Raw genomic sequence first — 19,352 nt, forward strand, 5'->3', positions numbered from 1 at the left:
AACGAGCGCTACCTATTCCATCGGGAGCGCATTGCGATCACATGCTGCTCGTGCGGACGGCTTAGGACCGCTTAGGTGCAATCGACGAGGTTGCCGGTACGTCGAGAACTTGGGCATCCGGCAGCGGCTCGGCCTTCGGCTCATCGAGGCCGTACACGTCCTTTCGGAAGTGGGCGATGCCGTCGGCAGTTGCGTAACCCGTGAGATAGACCCAAGCGACCGGGATTGGCTTGTCAAGCCGGATGTCCTGGCGTGCCGTCGTTGCAATCGCAGCCTCGATATCCGGCCGCGCCCACCCGCCTGTCGGCGAAGGGGTTCCCCGCAGGAGCCACTCGGCGAAGCTCGCCACATCCGCGACGCGGACGCAGCCGGAGGAGTGAAACCGTGTGTCCTGCGCAAACAGCCGCTTCGACGGCGTGTCGTGCATGTAGACTGCTTCCTTGTTCGGCATGTCAATCCGGATCTGGCCCAGCGAGTTGATCGCGCCTGGATCCTGCCGCAGGGTGTAGTTCACGGCGTTCTGCGTCGACCAGTCGAGCGTCTGCGGGTCTATCTCCTGTCCTTTTCCGTCCAGGATACGGATCTTCATCTTCGAGAGATACGAGGGGTCGCTCCGGACGTGAGGAATGATGTCCTTCTTGATGAGGGACACCGGGACGGTCCAAGTCGGGTTGAGGTTTACGGCCGTGATCCGGGTCTCAACCCTGGGGGAGGGACGATCCACCTTGCCGACAACGGCCACGTAGCGCCGCACGACCTGACCCTCCTCGATCGCCTCGACAGTGGCGGACGGGATGTTGACCACGACATAGCGCTGGCCGAATGGGAAGTTCGACCCCATGAGCCTTTGTGCCGAGGCGGCGAGCTGGCGGTGACGGGTGAGGGCCGGGACGTTCAGGGCCTCGACGGTCTTGGCCCGGACCGCGCCGGACTCGGGCAGGCCATGGCGCGCCTGGAAGCGCTTCACTGCAACGACAACGTCAGGATCGAACAAGTCACCAGACTTTTTGTCGGCTGGCAGATCCCCTTCCATGGCGAGACGCCTACGGAGAGCGGCAACGACAGGGCCTCGGTCGCCGCTCTTCAAGAGCGTCTCGGCAGGAAGTGTCGGCCACGCTCCGGCCTCCGCGATCTGCTTGTAGGTCCACGCCGCTTTCATCGTGTTGATGAAGGTGCTCGGGGTGAACGTCGGCCTGGGGTCCTGCGACACGGCGACAGCCGCTGGAACGGGCTTGACCGCACCTTGGCCGTTCGGGGAAGGGGGCGTGGCCGTGGGATCGACGGAGCCCGGCGCGGGTGGCTTGGAGACTGGAGCCTGCACGATCGGCTTGGAAGCAGGAGCGGCCGGCACGACCGAGGCCTGATGCGCTGCCCCTGCGGAACCATCAGTCGGAGCCGCAAGTGCTGCCTTTCCAGCCAAGCTCGTGCAACATAAAAGAACCAGGCCTAGGCCACGATGGAAATGCATTGAGTTAACCCTGCGTCACGGCTCAACTATCGTTGACGAGGGTTTACAAAACGCTGCCGTCCCCGACGCCCTCACTCAGTGGATGGCCTTTCGAGGTCCTCGACTTCTTCGGCAAATAAATGCGGCCAAGCTTAAATTCCTGATCCGACGTGTGCCTCCGTGCCATTTCGCCGTACTGCGCCCGACGGAAAATCGGACTAGAGAGCACCTTCAAGAGAAAAACGATATCCGTACATTGGGGGCAGCCGGTGTCCAAGATCCTGAGGAATACAAGCAGTCGGCTAGGTCGACGGGGAGTCGCCATCGCGGCGGGCATGCTCATGCTTTTCGCCCTGGCTGCCGCCTTCGCCTTACCCAGGATGATGGCTGATCCGGTTGCAGAGATTTCCTATTCCGAGTTTTCGCAGGATCTTGGCCTTGGGAAAATCAAGAGGGTCATGATCGAAGAGGACGGTCTTACCGTCCAATCCGTGAATCGGGATGTCTTTGTCCGGCTGCCCGGGGAACTCCTCAGCGCACCCTACCTCGATAAGCTCACGGCTGCTGGCGTGGAGGTGGATTTCACAAAGCCCGGCATCGACCCGTCGGCCGTCGCAGGCGCGCTGGTCCCCCTGATCCTGGTTGCTGCCGTCCTGGGCCTTCTGGCCATCCAGACCGATTTCAACCCGACCGCCCGCTGGCCTCGCGTTGTCAGGAACGTCCCGGACCGGTTCGACGATGTGGCCGGACAGAATGAGCCCAAGGCCGAGCTTCAGGAGGTCATCGCGTTCCTGCGCGATGCGGACGCGTTCACGCGGGTAGGCGCCCGTATCCCGCGCGGTCTCCTCATGGTCGGTCCACCGGGCACGGGCAAGACGCTCATCGCCAAGGCGCTTGCCGGCGAAGCCGGGGTCTCCTTCCTGGCTGTCTCGGGGAGTGACTTCTCGGCTCCCCTGATCGGCATTGCCAAGAACCGCGTTTCGAAGCTGTTTCAGCAGGCCCGCAAGCGTGCTCCCTGCCTGATCTTCATCGACGAGATCGATGCCATCGGCCGCAAGCGCGGCGGAGGCGGATCTGCGGCTGACCGCGAGTTCGAATCGACCCTGAACCAGCTGCTCGTCGAGATGGACGGCTTCAACACGACGGCCGGTGTCATCGTGATCGGTGCCACCAACCGGGTGGACGTTCTCGATCCGGCCCTCCTGCGCCCCGGACGGTTCGACCGACAGATCCATGTCGGGCTGCCGGATGTCGGCGGCCGCGAAGCCATTCTCAAGGTGCATGCCAGAAATCTCAAGCTTGGCACGAACACCGATCTGGCTTCGATCGCAAAGGGAACGCCCGGTTTTTCCGGTGCGGATCTTGGCAATCTGCTCAACGAGGCCGCCATCTTCGCGGCCCGAGAAGGGATGAGCGCGATCACCCCGGATCATCTGGAAGCCGCACGCAACAAGGTCATCATGGGACTCGAGCGGCGCTCTCTCGTGGTCAGCCCGGAGGAGCGTCTCCTCGTCGCGGTGCATGAGGCGGGGCACGCGGTTTGTGCCTGTCTCACGCCAGGCTCGGACCAGGTGCACAGCGCCACCATCGTGCCTCATGGGCAGGCCCTGGGTCTCGTAATGCGGCTGCCGGAGCATGACCGTCACTGCATCCCGGTCGAGAAGCTAGAGGCCGATCTTGTCGTGGCCATGGGCGGCAGAGCGGCTGAGGAGGCCGTGTTCGGACCCAAGAAGGTGACCACGGGCGCTGCAAGCGATATCGCTCATGCGACCGACATCGCGAGGCGCATGGTCACTGAGTGGGGCATGAGCCCCGCCATCGGGATGGTCCGGGTGTCGCGCGCAAACGACAGCTTCCCTCCTGAGGTGGAGCGGGAAATCCGCCGAATCGTCGAGGAGATGTATGCTGCCGCCAAAGCGTGCATCGAGCACAATCGGCATGCGCTCGACGAGTTGGTGGACGCCCTTCTCGAGCGCGAGACCATCGACGGCGATGAGGTCCGTCGCATCGTCTGCATGAGAACCGAGAGGATGGCGGCCTGAGATCGGGCCGTTCTGCCTCGCCGCCTCAGAGATCACGGTAAGGCGCTCCCGCACCATCCCGGGAATATCGCTTGTCGAGGCCGAATGACGCTGCACGCCGGCCTCGTTTTTGAGCGCGCGCATCATTTCTGGGCAGCGCGCCTCATCCGTTGGCTGACATTCTTACCGAACGAGCATTGATCGCGCCGGCCCATCCGGCCGATCCGAGTTGGCACATTTCTTGCCTTACCTCCGTGGGCTGCACGTCGTGCAGTGAAGGCAAGGGAGAGGCCGATGTCGGTATGGACTGGAACCCGAAGGAACGTGATGGCGCTCGCAGCGGCGGCACTCGTATCAGGGGCAATGGCGGGGGCTGCGAAGGCGCAGGACACGATCAAGGTCGGTATATTGCATTCCCTTTCGGGTACGATGGCCATCAGCGAGACGACGCTGAAGGACGTCATGCTGATGCTCATCGACGAGCAGAACAAGAAGGGCGGATTGCTGGGCAAGAAGCTCGAGGCCGTGGTCGTCGACCCTGCCTCCAACTGGCCGCTCTTCGCAGAAAAGGCGCGCGAGCTCATCAGCAAGGACCAGGTTGCTGCGGTGTTCGGCTGCTGGACCTCCGTATCGCGGAAGTCGGTTCTCCCCGTCTTCAAGGAGCTGAACAGCATCCTGTTCTATCCAGTGCAATACGAGGGCGAGGAGAGCGAGCGCAACGTGTTCTATACGGGCGCCGCGCCGAACCAGCAGGCGATCCCTGCCGTCGACTACCTTGCCAAGGAAGAGAAGGTGGAGCGCTGGGTTCTGGCCGGAACCGACTACGTCTATCCCCGCACCACCAACAAGATTCTTGAGGCCTACCTGAAGTCCAAGGGCGTGAAGCCCGAGGACATCATGATCAACTATACGCCGTTCGGGCATTCCGACTGGCAGACGATCGTTGCGGACATCAAGAAATTCGGCTCGGCCGGCAAGAAGACGGCGGTCATCTCGACCATCAACGGCGACGCCAACGTGCCGTTCTACAAAGAACTGGCAAACCAGGGCGTCAAGGCGACCGATATCCCGGTCGTCGCTTTCTCGGTCGGAGAGGAAGAGCTCGCCGGCATCGACACCAAGCCGCTGGTGGGCCATCTCGCGGCATGGAACTACTTCCAGTCCGTCGAGACTCCCGAGAACAAGGCCTTCATCGAGAAGTGGAAGACGTTCACAAAGAACGACAAGCGCGTCACGAACGACCCGATGGAGGCGCACGTGATCGGCTTCAACATGTGGGTGAAGGCCGTCGAGAAAGCTGGCGCGACGGATCCGGACAAGGTCATCGATGCCATCGTCGGCGTCCAGGTTCCGAACCTCACTGGTGGCGTCTCGGAAATGCTGCCGAACCACCACATCACCAAGCCCGTCCTCATCGGCGAAATCAAGGATGACGGCCAGTTCGACGTCGTCTGGAATACGGACGGCCTCGTCCCTGGCGATGCATGGTCGAAGTTCCTCGACGGGTCAAAGGACCTGGTTGCCGACTGGAAGACCCTGAAATGCGGCAACTACAACACCGTCACCAAAAAGTGCGGTGCGTAGCCACGTCTGCCGAGCCGGGAGTGGCAGTCGCGCCACTCCCGTGGAGCCCTCCTACGAAGCTTGATTCATGATCAACTTGCGGGATTTCCTGCGGACCCTTCTGCTGCTTGTCTTCACCACGTCCGGCGCCTTTGCTGGGCCGTATGAGGATGCGCTGCCGAAGTTCGCCGCCGACAGCTATTCGGATACGGAGGCCGCCATCGGCACCGTCGCGGCCAGCGGGCATCCGCTGTCGTTGCCGCTGGTCGAAGCGCTTCGTGACGGGCGTCTGCTGGCCAGCGCGGGACAGGTCTTCATCCGCGAGCCCTCCGGCGGCCTCATCAATGCCGCGACCGGGCAGGCCTTCGGACCTGTCCCCGCCGATCTCAAACCCGTCCGACTCAACAACCGCGTCCGCCGCGCCATTGAGGCGGCCATGGGTGGCCTGACGCTGCTCAGTTCGGGGGCCGCCGCGCGCAGGGAGGCTGCACGGGCGGTGTTTCGCTCGCGTGATGCCGCCGCCCTGCGGACGATTGAGCAGGCTATCGCCAGAGAGGCGGATCCTGATCTCAAGCTTGCTCTCCAGGCGGCGCGCGCTTCCATTCTTCTGGGCAACGAGGCTGCATCTACGGCAGACCGCCTATGGGCCGTCGAGACGCTTCGGGAGCGCGGCGACCAGGACGCACTTGCCCTTCTGTCATCCTTGCCTGCCGGCACGCAGCCCGAGATCGTAGAGCCAGCCGATAGGGCTGCAGACAGCATCCGGTCGCGTCTCGCGCTCTGGAGCGCACTTCAGAACGTCTGGTACGGGGTATCTCTCGGCTCCGTCCTCCTGCTCGCCGCTATCGGCCTTTCCATCACTTTCGGAACGATGGGCGTCATCAACATGGCGCACGGCGAGATGGTCATGCTGGGAGCCTACACCACCTTCGTCGTCCAGGAGATCATCCGCACCCATGTACCTAGCCTTTTCGGAGCATCGCTTTTCATCGCGTTGCCGCTCGCATTCGTCGTCACGGGGGGCGTAGGGGTCCTGATCGAACGGACGGTGATCCGTTTCCTCTACGGCCGACCGCTTGAAACGCTTCTGGCGACGTGGGGGCTGTCGCTGATCCTGCAACAGGCCGTCAGAACGATCTTCGGCCCGATGAACCGCGAGGTCGGTACTCCGGCTTGGATGAGCGGAGCGCTGGAGCTCGGCGGCTTAAGCCTGACCTATAACCGCATGGCTATCGTGCTCTTCGCCTTCGCGGCCTTCGGAACCTTGCTCCTGGTCATGAAGTATACGTCCCTCGGCCTTTATATGAGGGCGGTGACGCAGAACCGCCGTATGGCCGGCTCAATAGGCATCCGCACAAATCGGATCGATGCGCTCGCCTTCGGATTGGGCTCCGGCGTCGCCGGCATTGCCGGTGTGGCCTTGTCCCAGATCGACAATGTCAGCCCGAATCTCGGACAGGGATACATCATCGACAGCTTCATGGTGGTCGTGTTCGGCGGTGTCGGGAATTTATGGGGAACGCTCGTCGGCGCCATGACTCTGGGCGTCGCGAACAAGCTTCTCGAACCCTATGCCGGGGCGGTGCTCGGGAAGATCCTGCTTCTCGTCGCGATCATCCTGTTCATCCAGAGGCGTCCGCGCGGCCTGTTCGCGCTCAAGGGCAGGGCGGTGGAAGCATGAGGAAACAGTCCGTTTTCGATCGTCAGAGCATCGTCGTCTTGTCTCTTCTGGCTGCCACCGCCGTTCTTGTGCCGGTCCTGAACGTGTCGGTCCCGCCCGGCTCCCCGTTCCATGTGTCCGACCATCTCATTCCTCTCCTCGGCAAGTACCTCTCCTTTGCGCTGCTGGCGTTGTCGGTCGATCTGATCTGGGGCTTCTGCGGCATTCTTTCGCTTGGGCACGGGGCGTTCTTCGCCCTCGGCGGTTACGCGATGGGCATGTACCTCATGCGCCAGATCGGGCCGCGCGGCGTCTATGCCGATCCCATCCTGCCGGACTTCATGGTGTTCCTGAACTGGAAGGAGTTGCCCTGGTTCTGGCACGGTTTCGACTGGTTTCCCTTCGCGGCGCTTATGGCCCTGGCAGTGCCGGGTTGCCTTGCCTTCGTGTTCGGGTGGCTCGCCTTCCGGTCACGCGTGACGGGCGTCTATCTGTCGATCATCACCCAGGCAATGACCTTCGCCCTGATGCTCGCATTCTTTCGCAACGATATGGGCTTCGGCGGCAACAACGGCCTGACCGACTTCAAGGACATTCTGGGGCTCCCGATCCAATCAGGATTCACCCGGATCGTGCTGTTTGTCCTGTCGGCCGCCGCGCTCGCAGGGGGATACATGCTGTGCCGCTGGGTGGTCAATTCCAAGCTCGGCAAGGTGCTGGTGGCGATCCGGGATGCGGAGAGCCGGACGCGTTTCCTCGGTTACAGGGTCGAGAATTACAAGCTCGCGGTCTTTACTCTCTCGGCGATGCTCGCGGGTGTCGCCGGTGCCCTCTACGTCCCGCAGGTCGGCATCATCAATCCCGGTGAATTTGCACCGGCAAATTCCATCGAGGCCGTCGTCTGGGTGGCCGTCGGAGGACGGGGGACGCTGGCGGGAGCCATTCTAGGCGCTCTCGTGGTGAATGCCGGCAAGACGTGGTTCACAGGGGCTCTTCCGGAGTTCTGGCTCTTCGTCCTTGGCGGCCTCTTCGTCTTCGTGACGCTTCTGATGCCACGCGGCATTCTTGGAGCCGCCAAGGATCTCTGGGAGCAAGGAAAACGCGTCCGATCCGGCCTCCGGCGTGACGCTGTTCCCTTTGCAGCGGAGTGAGACATGACGGAACCTGTCACACCGACGCTTCTCTACCTCGACAACGTCACTGTATCGTTCGACGGGTTCAAGGCGCTCAACGCTCTGTCCCTCGCCCTCGACCATACCGAGATGCGGGCCATCATCGGTCCGAACGGCGCGGGCAAGACCACCATGATGGATGTGATCACCGGCAAGACCCGCCCAAATCAGGGGACGGTTCTGTTCGAAGGCAAGCATGATCTGACGTCCCTCGACGAGGCGGAAATCGCCGAGCTCGGCATCGGCCGAAAGTTTCAGACTCCGACCGTCTTCGACATGCACAGCATCGAGGACAATCTGCTCCTTGCTCTCAAAGGCGAGCGCGGGCCGTTCTCGGCGCTCCTGTCCCGCCACACCAACCAGGAGAGCGAGCGCATCGATGCGCTGCTTGAACGTGTGCGCCTGACCGCGCATCGGCAGCGCAGGGCCGGAGAACTGTCGCACGGCCAGAAGCAGTGGCTCGAGATCGGCATGCTCCTTGCGCAGGAGCCGAAGCTGCTTCTCGTGGATGAACCCGCGGCCGGAATGACCGACCAGGAAACCGCCGATACGGCCGACCTCCTTCGCGACATCGCCAAGACCAGATCCGTCGTGGTCGTAGAGCACGATATGACCTTCGTGCGCGAACTCGACGTGAAGGTCACCTGCCTGCACGAGGGTTCGGTTCTGGCGGAAGGGCCTCTCGACGCCGTGAGCGCCAACGAACGTGTGATCGAGGTTTATCTGGGCCGATGACGATGCTCTCCGTTGAAAAACTGTCACTTCACTATGGTGCGGCGCAGGCTCTCAAGGGAGTGACCGTCTCGGCCGCCATCGGCGAGGTGACGTGCGTGCTGGGCCGCAACGGAGTCGGCAAGACCTCGCTCTTGCGGGCGATCAGCGGTCAGAGGCCGATCTCGGGCGGTACGATCCGGTTCGATGGCCGCGACATCTCCCGCCTGAAGCCGTTCGAGCGCGCAGAGTTGGGGATTGCCTATGTGCCGCAAGGCCGCGAGATTTTTCCGCTCTTGACGGTCCGCGAGAACCTCGAAACCGGCTTCGCGCCTCTGAAATCCAAGGAGCGACGCATTCCCGATGAGATCTTCGAGCTTTTCCCCGGATTGAGAACGATGCTCGGGCGTCGCGGGGGCGACCTGTCGGGCGGGCAGCAGCAGCAGCTTGCCATCGGGCGCGCCCTTGTAACGAAGCCGCGCCTTCTGGTCCTCGACGAGCCGACGGAGGGTATCCAGCCGTCCATCATCAAGGATATAGGCCGGGCCATCGCCTACTTACGCCAACGGAAGGACATGGCCATCCTGCTCGTGGAGCAGTATTTCGACTTCGCCCGCGATTTGGCCGACCGCTTCGTCGTCATGGAACGCGGTGAAATCGTCCAGCATGGCGACCGCTCCGCGCTTGAGGGGGGCGATGTACGTCAACGCCTCGCCATTTGACGGCCTCCCGCCGATTGCCGGCCTTTCACGACAACGCGCTGTCGGGCGCGTGGCCTTCGCTGCGGCTGCATTCGACGGACGTACGCGGCCGGCGCGGATCTCCGAAAGCGGCTCGATGCGCATCAGGCTTCCGAACGGTGCCGGAACCGGGCTCGAGGCCGTCCTCGTCAACACTGCCGGCGGAATTGCATGCGGGGATTCGTTTCAGGTCGAGATCGATGCCGGCATTGGGACGTCGGTGACCGTGGCAACGCCAGCCGCCGAAAAGGTATACCGCTCCGACGGACCTGTCGCGCAGCTGGTCGTCGGTCTTCGGGTCGGCGCCTCCGCCCGGATGGACTGGCTGCCGCAGGAGACGCTTTTGTTCGATCGTGCCCGCCTGAAGCGGCGCCTCGACGTGGAGATGGACGAGGATGCACGTGTCACGCTCTTCGAAGCGGTCGTGTTCGGACGCGCCGCCCGCCTGGAGCAGGTCGAGACCGGATTTTTCGAGGATCGCTGGCGCATCCGGCGAGGGCGGCGCCTCGCCTATGCCGATACGCTTCGCCTTGACGGTGCGATTGCCGCGCTGCTGCGGAAGCCCACCGTTGCAGACGGAGCGCGCGTCTTCGCGACACTGCTCCATGTGGCGCCGGATTCCGAGGCCCGACTGGAGAGCGTGCGGCAGCATCTCGCCTCGAGCCAATCCTGCGATGCGGCCGCAAGCGCCTGGAACGGCCTCTTGGCGGTGCGCTTCTGTGCCGCAAGCATCGAGGCCCTTCGTGCAGCCGTCTGCCCCTTTCTCATTGCATTCCGTGGCGAGGCACTGCCCCGCGTCTGGCTCAGCTAAGGTACTGTCATGCAGCTCACGCCTCGTGAAAAAGACAAGCTTCTCGTCGCCATGGCGGCCTTGGTCGCGCGCCGCCGCCTAGAGCGCGGCGTAAAGCTGAACCACCCGGAGGCGATCGCGCTCATTACCGATACGGTGGTGGAGGGCGCACGCGACGGGCGTTCGGTGGCGGAGCTGATGGAGGCCGGCGGTCATGTGCTGACTGCCGATCAGGTCATGGAGGGCGTGGCCGAAATGATCCACGACATTCAGGTGGAGGCGACTTTCCCGGATGGCACCAAGCTCGTAACCGTGCATCATCCGATCCGCGGATCAATCTCGAACCAGATCCCCGGCGAGGTGATGACAGGGCAGGGCGAGATCGTATTCAACGAGGGCGCCGAACGGGTCTTTCTGACGGTCGCCAATACGGGCGATCGGCCCATCCAGGTCGGCAGCCACTATCATTTCTTTGAGACCAATCCGGCTCTGTCGTTCGAGCGCGAGAAGGCACGTGGAATGCGCCTCGATCTTGCTCCCGGAACCGCCGTACGCTTCGAGCCGGGGGCTACGCGCGAGGTCGCGCTGGTGCCGCTCTCCGGCAGGCGCGAAGTCTACGGCTTCCGGCAGGACGTGATGGGGGCTCTCTGATGACGAACCAGCGAAAGCCTGCCTCTCTCCCGAGGGCAGCCTATGCGGACATGTTCGGCCCGACCAGGGGCGACCGCGTCCGCCTGGCCGATACGGCCCTTGTCATCGAGGTCGAACGTGATTTCACGACCTATGGCGAGGAGGTGAAGTTCGGTGGCGGCAAGGTCATCCGCGACGGAATGGGGCAGAGCCAGGCAACCCGCGCGGACGGCGCCATGGACACGGTCATCACCAATGCGGTGATCGTCGATCATACCGGTATTGTGAAGGCCGACATCGGCATCAGGGGAGGGCGCATCGCCGGGATCGGCAAGGCGGGTAACCCTGATGTGCAGCCCGGGGTCGACATCGTCATTGGGCCTGGGACCGAGATCGTCGCCGGTGAGGGCAAGATCGTCACGGCGGGAGGCTTCGACTCCCACATTCACTTCATCTGCCCGCAGCAGATCGACGAGGCGCTGATGTCGGGCGTGACCACCATGCTCGGCGGCGGCACGGGGCCGGCGACGGGAACCTTCGCGACGACCTGCACACCGGGCCCCTGGCATATCGCGCGCATGATCGAAGCGGCCGACGCTTTCCCGATGAACCTCGCCTTCACTGGCAAGGGGAATGCGTCCAGGCCCGGTGCGCTGGAGGAAATGATCCAGGCTGGTGCCTGTGCGCTGAAGCTGCACGAGGACTGGGGCACGACGCCGGCAGCCATCGATTGCTGCCTCTCCGTGGCCGACGCCTATGACGTGCAGGTGATGATCCATACGGACACGTTGAACGAGTCGGGCTTCGTGGAGGACACGATCGCGGCGTTCAAGGGACGGACGATCCATGCCTTCCATACGGAGGGGGCCGGGGGCGGCCATGCGCCGGACATCATCAAGGTCGCAGGTCTGCCGAATGTTCTCCCGTCTTCCACCAATCCGACCCGGCCCTACACGGTGAACACCATCGACGAGCACCTCGACATGCTCATGGTGTGCCACCATCTCGACCCTTCGATTCCTGAGGATCTCGCCTTCGCTGAAAGTCGCATCCGCAAGGAGACCATCGCGGCGGAAGACATCCTGCACGACATCGGTGCGCTCTCGATGATGTCGTCCGACAGCCAGGCCATGGGCCGGGTGGGGGAGGTCATCATCCGAACCTGGCAGACCGCACACAAGATGAAGGTGCAACGCGGGCCCCTTCCCGGCGAGACAGGCGACAACGACAATCTCCGCGTCCGGCGCTACGTGGCGAAATACACCATCAACCCGGCCATCGCCCATGGGCTATCAAAGCATATCGGATCGGTGGAGCCCGGCAAGCTTGCCGATCTCGTGCTCTGGACGCCTGCATTCTTCGGCGTGAAGCCGGACCTCGTGATCAAGGGCGGCGCCATTGCGGCGGCACCGATGGGGGATCCGAATGCCTCCATCCCGACCCCGCAGCCGGTGCATTATCGCCCGATGTTCGGCTCTTTCGGCCGCGCGCTCGCTTCAACGTCGCTCACATTCGTCTCGAAAGCAGCCGTCGAAAACGGGCTGGCGGCGAGGCTTGGCGTGCAGAAGCCGCTTGTCGCGGTGGAGAATGTCCGAGGCGGCATCGGCAAGAGGGACATGGTGCTGAACGATGCGACGCCGCATATCGAAGTCGATCCTGAAACCTACGACGTTCGCGCCGACGGCGAGCTTCTGGTCTGTGAACCGGCCAAGGTTCTGCCCATGGCCCAACGCTATTTCCTATTCTGATTCTGACATGATCCGCGCCACTTCCATCATCCGTCGCAACGAGGTCGACGCCGACCATGTCGTTGATGTCATCACCCTCGATCACGGCGACCGCCACCGGCGCCGTATCGTTCTCACCGCGGACGGCGGAACGGTCTTCCTGCTCGATCTCGACAGGGCTGATGTTCTGGACGATGGAGACGCAATCAAGCTCGAGACCGGCTGGCTGGTCGAAGTGCGAGCGTCTCCCGAGCGCCTTATCGCTGTCACGATGGAGGACCCGCTCGATCTGCTCACGATCGCATGGCACATCGGAAACAGGCACGTTCCGGCCGAAATCGCCCGGGATGCGATCTACATCGCCTATGACCACGTCCTCCTCGACATGCTCAGGGGACTGGATGCCCGAGCGGAGATCGTGGAGCGTCCGTTCCGCCCCGTGCGAGGCGCCTATCACAACCACGATCATGGCGGGCATGCGCATCATGGACATGGCCATGGCTGAACCCGCCGGAGTGACGCCGAATATGCAAGCGCTTCTGCCGCTGTTCGCCTGGCTGTCCCCGTCATATCCTGTCGGTTCGTATGCCTATTCCCACACGCTCGAATGGGCCGTCGAAACAGGCGAGGTGATCGATGAGGCCTCCCTCGTCGATTGGATTTCCGACTTCATGCGTCTGGGTGCCGGACGCAACGACGCGATTCTGCTTTGCCATTCCTATCGTGCCGTGGAGGACGGCGACGTGGACGCGTTCACCGACGTCAATGATCTTGCATTGGCGCTCGCGCCTTCCGCCGAGCTCCACCTTGAGACGAGCCAGCAAGGGCGCAGCTTCCTTGATGCGACTGTCGCGGCGTGGCCGTCTCCACGGTTGATCCCTGTCGAGGGAGAGGTCGCGTTTCCCGCAGCCATCGGAATGGCTGCCGCTGCCCATGGTGTGCCGTTGTCCGCGGCTGTGAGCGGCTATCTCCTGACCTTGGTGCAGACCCTGGTCTCAGCGGCCATCCGGTCGGCTCCTATCGGCCAGACTGCGGGCACGCGCGTCTGTGCAGCCATGGCGCCGGTCGTAAGTCTGCTTGCGGAGGAGGCCCTCAGCCTCTCGCTCGACGATATCGGCGGCGCCACGTTCCGGGCCGATCTCGGCTCCTTCCATCATGAGAACCAATATACGAGGCTGTTTCGATCATGACTTCTCGTACAGGACCCCTTCGGGTCGGCATCGGTGGGCCGGTCGGTTCAGGCAAGACCGCGCTGATGGAGGCGCTCTGCAAAGCGTTCCGCGAACGCTACGACATCTGCGCCATCACCAATGACATCTACACCAAGGAAGATGCGCGACTTCTGACGGTGGCCGACGCGCTGCCGGAGGAGCGGATCATGGGGGTCGAGACCGGCGGCTGCCCGCACACCGCGATTCGGGAGGATGCCTCCATCAACCTCGCGGCGATCGCCACCATGCGAAAGCGGTTTCCAACACTTGACATCGTTCTGGTGGAATCCGGCGGAGACAACCTAGCGGCGACCTTCTCGCCCGAGCTCGCCGACCTGACGATCTATGTCATCGACGTCGCCGGGGGCGAAAAGATCCCGCGCAAGGGCGGACCGGGCATCACCCGATCGGACCTTCTCGTGGTGAACAAGATCGATCTTGCGCCTTACGTCGGCGCCGATCTGTCGGTCATGGAGGAGGATACGAAGCGCATGCGCGGGCGACGCCCCTACGTCTTCAGCAATATTCGGGATGGCGTCGGCGTGGAGGCCATCACCCGGTTCATCGAGCAGTCCGGCGGCTTATCCACGGCCGCATAAAGGGGAGTTCCATGGCATTGAAGCGTTTCCTTTCCGTTGCGGGCTTTCTCGCGGCAGCGTCTCCCGCAGGGGCTCATACCGGAGCCGGTACGGCATCAGGGTTTCTTTCGGGGATGTTTCACCCCTTCCAAGGGCAGGATCACGTGCTTGCTATGGTGACCGTCGGGCTCTTGGCCGTTCTCATCGGAGGCAGGGCTCTGTGGGCCGTCCCCGCAAGCTTCGTCGGCATGATGCTGGTGGGCGGCGGCCTGGGACTGTCCGGGTTGGCCATGCCGGCGGTGGAGATGGGCATTCTCACCTCCGTAGTCGTGCTGGGAGCCCTCGTCGCCAGCGGGCGCCCGCTGCCCATTGGTGCCGCGATGGCTCTTGCAGGTCTTTTTGCCCTTTTCCATGGCTATGCGCACGGAGCCGAAATGCCGCTCCGCGCCAGTGCGGCCGCCTACAGTTTCGGCTTCGCCAGCGCGACCATCCTCATACATATGATCGGGATCGCGGCCGGCATGGCAGCCTTCGGCTCACCGAGGGTGATCCGCTCTGCAGGAGCAGCGATCGTTCTCGCGGGGGTCGCATTGGCGATATCCTGAACAACCGAAGGGCGAAGAGCCTTCCACAAGGGCCGGTGACTCCGTCACCGGCCCTTTTTGTTTGGATATTCTCAGTGTCTTCCGTTTGGGGACTAACCCGCTCGCAAGCATGCCGGCCCATGCTTGCTCGGTTCCGTTGCGCATCATTTCCGAAGTGAGTTCCAAGGCGTCGCCGGCCTGTCACAGGATGCCGTTAGGAACCCTGTCCTGCTCTCTTTCCAGCGTCCAAAGAGTGTGATTTGCTGGCTACATAAGAGAGGCGAAAAGCTCATCAGGGAGGAGGCGTGAACTGTGACCGGTTCCCATTCCGCTGCAATCGAGGTGTCTGACCTTCAGGTCAGCTATGGCAGCCAGCGCGTGCTGCACGGGGTCAACCTGTCGGTGGCGCCCGGCGAGTTCATCGCGATTCTGGGCTCGTCTGGCTGCGGCAAGACCACCTTGCTGCGCACCATCGCGGGTTTCCAGAAGGCCTCCGGGGGCGCCATTCGCCTGTTCGGCCGTGACGTCGTCAACACCCCGCCCGAGAAGCGCGGGATCGCCATGATGTTCCAGTCCTATGCCCTCTGGCCGCATATGACCGTGCTCGGCAATGTGGGCTATGGCCTGCGCCTGCGCGGCGTGCCCAGGGACGAGATCCGCAGCCGGGTCGCCAGCGTGCTCAAGATGCTTAATCTCTCCGGGCTCGAGGAGCGCAAGGTCACCAACCTGTCGGGCGGACAGCGCCAGCGCGTGGCCTTGGGCCGGGCGCTGGCGATCGAGCCCGAGATCCTCCTGCTCGACGAGCCGCTCTCCAACCTCGACGCCAAGGTGCGCATCCAGGTGCGCTCCGAGATCAAGGCGCTTCAGAAGCAGCTTGGCTTCACGGCCATCCAGGTCACCCATGATCGGGAGGAGGCCATGACCATGGCCGACCGGATCGTGGTGATGGAGGCCGGCCGCATCGCGCAGGTGGGCTCGCCCGAGGAAGTCTTCGACCATCCGAACTCCCCCTTCGTGGCGAGCTTCATGGGAGCGGAGAACACGATCGCTCTGGACGTGCGCCCGTCCGGCGCAGGCGTCGAGGTTCGCGCTGCCGGAGGATCTGCCACGACCTGGACCGGCACTGCGCCGGTTGGCGGCGTGACGGCTTACTTTCGCGACGATGTCGCTTCGCTCGACGATCCGAACGCCCGGATCGAGGGCTCCATCGTGCTGCCCGGGACCATTACGCAGAGAACGTATCCCGGCGGACACTACAGGTACGTGGTGGCGATCGACGACCGTCATTTTACCGTGACGGACAGCGCCTACCACGAGCTTGACCGTCCGGTGCGCCTGCGCCTGCCGCTCGCGTCACTTCACCTGTTCCCCACCGAGATGATCAAGGGAGGAAATCATGCATAAACACCTGCTGGCTGCGGGCTTCGCAGCACTGATGATGACGAGCGGGGTCAGCGCACAGACGCTCAACGTCGCGACCGCCGGCGACCAGAACATGGTCGACTACATCAAGGACTATCTCGGGCCGATGTTCGAGAAGAAGCATCCCGGCGTGAAGGTCGTGGCCGTCGGCACCGGCCCGGGCGACGGCGGCTCGCAGAAGATCTTCGAGAAGCTGGATGCTCAGAAGAAGTCCGGCGCTGCATCGGATTTCGACGTGGTCGTGATCCACCAGAAGGCCGCCGGCACGATGGTGAAGGACGAACTGCTCAAGAAGTATCGCGACGCCCTTCCCACCGGTCAGTTGGTGACGCGCGACACTGCCACGAACGCTCTCGGGACCGACGTGTCGGGCTACGTCATGCCCATGTTCCACTCCCAGACAGCGCTCGCCTACAATCCCGATCTCGTCAAGAACCCGCCGAACTCCTACGCGGAGCTGCGCGAATGGGTGAAGCAGAACCCGAAGCAGTTCGGCTATAACGGCATCAAGGGCGGCATGTCGGGTGTTGCCTTCGTGACCGGCTGGGTTGCGGCCTTCGGCGGCGACGCCGCGAAGCTGGAGAAAGGTCCCTACGACCCGGCCGTCAAGGCAACCTGGGACAAGGCGCTCGCCGACCTGAAGGAGTTCAACAAGAACGTGGTCATCACCCCGGGCAATGCCGGAACCCTCGACATGCTCAACCGCGGCGAAATTGCCATGGGGCCGGTCTGGGTCGACATGTTCTACACCTGGAAGGCCGAGGGCAAGCTGCCGCCGACCATGCGCCTGAAGCTCGCCGCGCCCGGCATGCCGGGGCAGCCGATGTACTACGCCATTCCGGCCAAGACCGGGCAGGAGAAGCTCGCGGCCGAGTTCATCGCGCTCGCCACGAGCCCTGACGTGCAGGCGGAAGGCATCGTCAAGCGCTTCAACTGGTATCCGGGCATCGATGCCAAGAACCTCGAGGGCAAGCTCGATCAGGCGGCCTGGAACGCATTGTTTGCCGACATCACGCCCGATGCGCTCGCGAACAACGGCAAGCCGTTCCCGATCGGCCCGTACTTCAACGACATTCTCGAAAGCTACGAGAAGAACGTCGCCAACTGAGCGCTACGGCGCCGTTTGATCCTGGCGGGCCCGCCCTTTTGGCGGCGGCCCGCCACTCTTGACCGTCAGCGTTCAGGCTATCCTCCCATGGCGAGACCATCGTTCTTCGGCCTCCTGCTCATTGCGCCCGCGCTCACCATGATCGGAGCGCTGTTTCTCTATCCGCTCGGGTATTCCCTTGCGGCGGCGTTCACCGAGCCCGGCGGCAGCCTGTCCCTGATGCATTTCCAGAAGGCTTACGAGCTCTACTCCACCGATATCCTCTTCACCCTCTTCATCGTGATCGTCTCGACGATCCTGGTCGCGCTGTTCTCCGTTGCGATCGCGGGCATCCTGACGCTGGGCGAAACACCCTGGCTCGTCGGCGCCCTCCGGCAGCTCTACCGCTGGCCGCTCTTCATCCCGTTCATCGTCGCCGCCCAGTGCATGCGCACCTTTCTGGCCAAGAACGGGTTGATGAACAACGCGCTCGTGGCGCTGGGTGTCATGGAGCCGATCCAGGCCACCAGCTTTCTCGATTGGCGCGGCATCATCATTACCTTCGTGTGGAAGCAGGTGCCTTTCGTCACGCTCATGCTGGCCGGCGCCATGGCGTCGATCGACCCGGCCACCATCGAGGCGGGGCGCAATCTCGGCGCCTCGCGTCTGCGGGTCCTGATCGAGCTGGTGCTGCCGCAGGTCGCGCAGACGCTGCTCGTCGGCCTCGTGCTCTCCTTCGTGACCATGCTGTCTGTCCTGTCGGTGCCCATGATGGTGGCGGGCTCGCAGCCCACCATGTTGACCGTCGACATGGCGTTCCGCATCAACTCCTACGGAGACTACGCGACGGCGAACGCGCTCGGCGTGATCTCCTACATGATCGCCGGCACGGTCGCCTGGATCTATCTCCGGCACAACGTGAAGCGGGAGGCGCAGGCATGAGCATAAAGATGCCGATGACGTCCTCCTCTGCCAGCGTGATGGAAAGTCCGAGCCCGGCCGTACGAAACACGCGGTTCGAGCGCGATCCCGCCCCCTCGGCCGTGAGTGCCCGGGCCTGGAGTCTCGGTTCGACGCTTACCAAGATCCTGGGGCTTTCGGTCTTCGCGTTCCTGCTCTTCGGCCCGCTCGCGAACCTGGTGCTGTGGTCCTTCGCCGAGCGCTGGTATGCGCCGTTCAAGCTCCCGGTTTCCTACGGGACGCGCTATTGGGAGGTGGTGTTCCGGCCGACCGGGGATGCCATGTCCTCGCTCATGACGAGTGTTGGCATCGCGAGCCTGACGGTCCTGGTGGCGCTCGCCGTTTCGGTGCCGGCGGGCTATGCCCTGGCGCGTCTCCGGCTGCCCTGGCGCACGGCCTTGATGATCCTGTTCCTGCTGCCGCAGGCCTTTCCGTCGGTCGCGATCTACATCAACGTGGCGCGGGTGTTCTACAGCCTTGGGCTCACGGGCACGATCACAGGCGTCGTCCTCGTCCACGCGGCACACGGGCTCGTCTACTCGGTCTGGATCTCGGCGGCGGCGTTTGCGGCAGTAGACAAGGATTTGGAGCTTGCCGCCCGCAACATCGGGGCGTCACCGTTGCGCACGTTCTTCACCATTACCCTGCCGCTGGCTGCGCCCGGCATCATGGCGAGCGCGATCTTCGTGTTCCTGGAATCGCTCGACGAGTTCACCGGCACGTTCTTCGTCGGCGTCCCGCAGGTCACGACCCTGCCGCTGCTGCTCTACAACGCGAGCATGGGGGGCAACTATCAGATTGCCTCGATCACGGCGCTGATCCTGCTCGTGCCCTCGATCCTGTTCATGCTCGTCATCGAGCGCTTCCTCAGAGCCGATGTCCTCAGCAAAGTCGGGCAATAGAACCGAGGCAATGCTGGTGCCGGAACCTTAAGGTTGCTGAGGGGGCGCAAGCGCAACCCTCGCTTCGTTTACACGTATTTAGTTACTTAGTTACATTTTCCTGCCGTCCTATGACGGCGTAACCAAGGGAAATGAACATGCTTAAGA

The 19,352-nt window shown here is 63.2% G+C and carries 18 protein-coding genes; 17 read left to right on the forward strand and 1 reads right to left on the reverse strand.

Going from position 1 to position 19,352, the window contains the following annotated elements; all coding sequences use genetic code 11:
- Positions 1-61 precede the first annotated feature (61 nt).
- Entirely contained in the window at positions 62-1,321 is a 1,260-nt protein-coding gene (locus tag DES45_RS05655; protein WP_342633504.1) for a L,D-transpeptidase family protein, read from the reverse strand.
- 584 nt (positions 1,322-1,905) lie between these two features.
- On the opposite strand from DES45_RS05655, the gene DES45_RS05665 reads away from it, so the two are divergent.
- The 17 genes from DES45_RS05665 (at position 1,906) to DES45_RS05745 (ending at position 19,205) form a co-directional block, all read left to right on the forward strand.
- Positions 1,906-3,489: an ATP-dependent metallopeptidase FtsH/Yme1/Tma family protein gene (locus tag DES45_RS05665; RefSeq protein ID WP_245429761.1), complete on the forward strand. Its 1,584-nt coding sequence runs from the start codon at positions 1,906-1,908 to the stop codon at positions 3,487-3,489.
- Between the two features lie 306 nt (positions 3,490-3,795).
- Positions 3,796-5,052, forward strand: a complete 1,257-nt coding sequence (gene urtA, locus DES45_RS05670; RefSeq protein ID WP_173950582.1) for an urea ABC transporter substrate-binding protein — start codon at positions 3,796-3,798, stop codon at positions 5,050-5,052.
- Positions 5,053-5,119: 67 nt separating this feature from the next.
- Positions 5,120-6,712, forward strand: a complete 1,593-nt coding sequence (urtB, locus tag DES45_RS05675) for an urea ABC transporter permease subunit UrtB (RefSeq protein WP_114769023.1) — start codon at positions 5,120-5,122, stop codon at positions 6,710-6,712.
- Positions 6,709-7,842, forward strand: coding sequence for an urea ABC transporter permease subunit UrtC (gene urtC / locus DES45_RS05680; RefSeq protein ID WP_114769024.1), 1,134 nt, complete (start codon positions 6,709-6,711; stop codon positions 7,840-7,842). Before urtB ends, urtC begins: the two co-directional genes overlap by 4 nt.
- Before the next feature lie 3 nt (positions 7,843-7,845).
- Complete coding sequence (gene urtD, locus DES45_RS05685) at positions 7,846-8,598, forward strand: urea ABC transporter ATP-binding protein UrtD (protein WP_114769025.1); 753 nt, start codon at positions 7,846-7,848, stop codon at positions 8,596-8,598.
- Positions 8,599-8,600: 2 nt separating this feature from the next.
- Positions 8,601-9,296, forward strand: a complete 696-nt coding sequence (urtE, locus tag DES45_RS05690; protein WP_114769026.1) for an urea ABC transporter ATP-binding subunit UrtE — start codon at positions 8,601-8,603, stop codon at positions 9,294-9,296.
- 115 nt (positions 9,297-9,411) lie between these two features.
- Positions 9,412-10,125: an urease accessory protein UreD gene (locus DES45_RS05695; protein WP_245429762.1), complete on the forward strand. Its 714-nt coding sequence runs from the start codon at positions 9,412-9,414 to the stop codon at positions 10,123-10,125.
- Between the two features lie 9 nt (positions 10,126-10,134).
- Positions 10,135-10,755: an urease subunit gamma gene (locus DES45_RS05700; protein ID WP_114769028.1), complete on the forward strand. Its 621-nt coding sequence runs from the start codon at positions 10,135-10,137 to the stop codon at positions 10,753-10,755.
- The gene (gene ureC, locus DES45_RS05705; protein ID WP_114769029.1) at positions 10,755-12,482 is read left to right on the forward strand and encodes an urease subunit alpha; all 1,728 of its coding nucleotides are present in this window, start codon (positions 10,755-10,757) and stop codon (positions 12,480-12,482) included. The genes DES45_RS05700 and ureC overlap by 1 nt, the downstream gene beginning before the upstream one ends.
- Before the next feature lie 7 nt (positions 12,483-12,489).
- On the forward strand, positions 12,490-12,966 hold the full coding sequence (locus tag DES45_RS05710) for an urease accessory protein UreE (protein ID WP_114769030.1): 477 nt from the start codon (positions 12,490-12,492) through the stop codon (positions 12,964-12,966).
- On the forward strand, positions 12,953-13,651 hold the full coding sequence (locus DES45_RS05715) for an urease accessory protein UreF (protein ID WP_114769446.1): 699 nt from the start codon (positions 12,953-12,955) through the stop codon (positions 13,649-13,651). Before DES45_RS05710 ends, DES45_RS05715 begins: the two co-directional genes overlap by 14 nt.
- Positions 13,645-14,271 carry an urease accessory protein UreG gene (gene ureG, locus DES45_RS05720; protein WP_173950581.1) on the forward strand — a complete coding sequence of 209 codons (627 nt, stop codon included), beginning with the start codon at positions 13,645-13,647 and terminating at the stop codon, positions 14,269-14,271. Before DES45_RS05715 ends, ureG begins: the two co-directional genes overlap by 7 nt.
- 11 nt (positions 14,272-14,282) lie before the next feature.
- Positions 14,283-14,855 (forward strand): HupE/UreJ family protein, encoded by a 573-nt coding sequence (locus DES45_RS05725; protein ID WP_114769032.1) that lies wholly within the window; start codon positions 14,283-14,285, stop codon positions 14,853-14,855.
- Between the two features lie 291 nt (positions 14,856-15,146).
- Positions 15,147-16,238: an ABC transporter ATP-binding protein gene (locus DES45_RS05730; RefSeq protein WP_114769033.1), complete on the forward strand. Its 1,092-nt coding sequence runs from the start codon at positions 15,147-15,149 to the stop codon at positions 16,236-16,238.
- Positions 16,231-17,364 (forward strand): ABC transporter substrate-binding protein, encoded by a 1,134-nt coding sequence (locus DES45_RS05735; protein WP_114769034.1) that lies wholly within the window; start codon positions 16,231-16,233, stop codon positions 17,362-17,364. The genes DES45_RS05730 and DES45_RS05735 overlap by 8 nt, the downstream gene beginning before the upstream one ends.
- An 87-nt stretch (positions 17,365-17,451) precedes the next feature.
- The gene (locus DES45_RS05740) at positions 17,452-18,285 is read left to right on the forward strand and encodes an ABC transporter permease (RefSeq protein ID WP_114769035.1); all 834 of its coding nucleotides are present in this window, start codon (positions 17,452-17,454) and stop codon (positions 18,283-18,285) included.
- A complete protein-coding gene (locus tag DES45_RS05745; RefSeq protein WP_245429763.1) occupies positions 18,282-19,205 on the forward strand; it encodes an ABC transporter permease in 924 nt (307 codons plus the stop codon). The genes DES45_RS05740 and DES45_RS05745 overlap by 4 nt, the downstream gene beginning before the upstream one ends.
- Positions 19,206-19,352: the final 147 nt, after the last annotated feature.

It is taken from the genome of Microvirga subterranea (assembly GCF_003350535.1).
Lineage (GTDB): Bacteria > Pseudomonadota > Alphaproteobacteria > Rhizobiales > Beijerinckiaceae > Microvirga > Microvirga subterranea.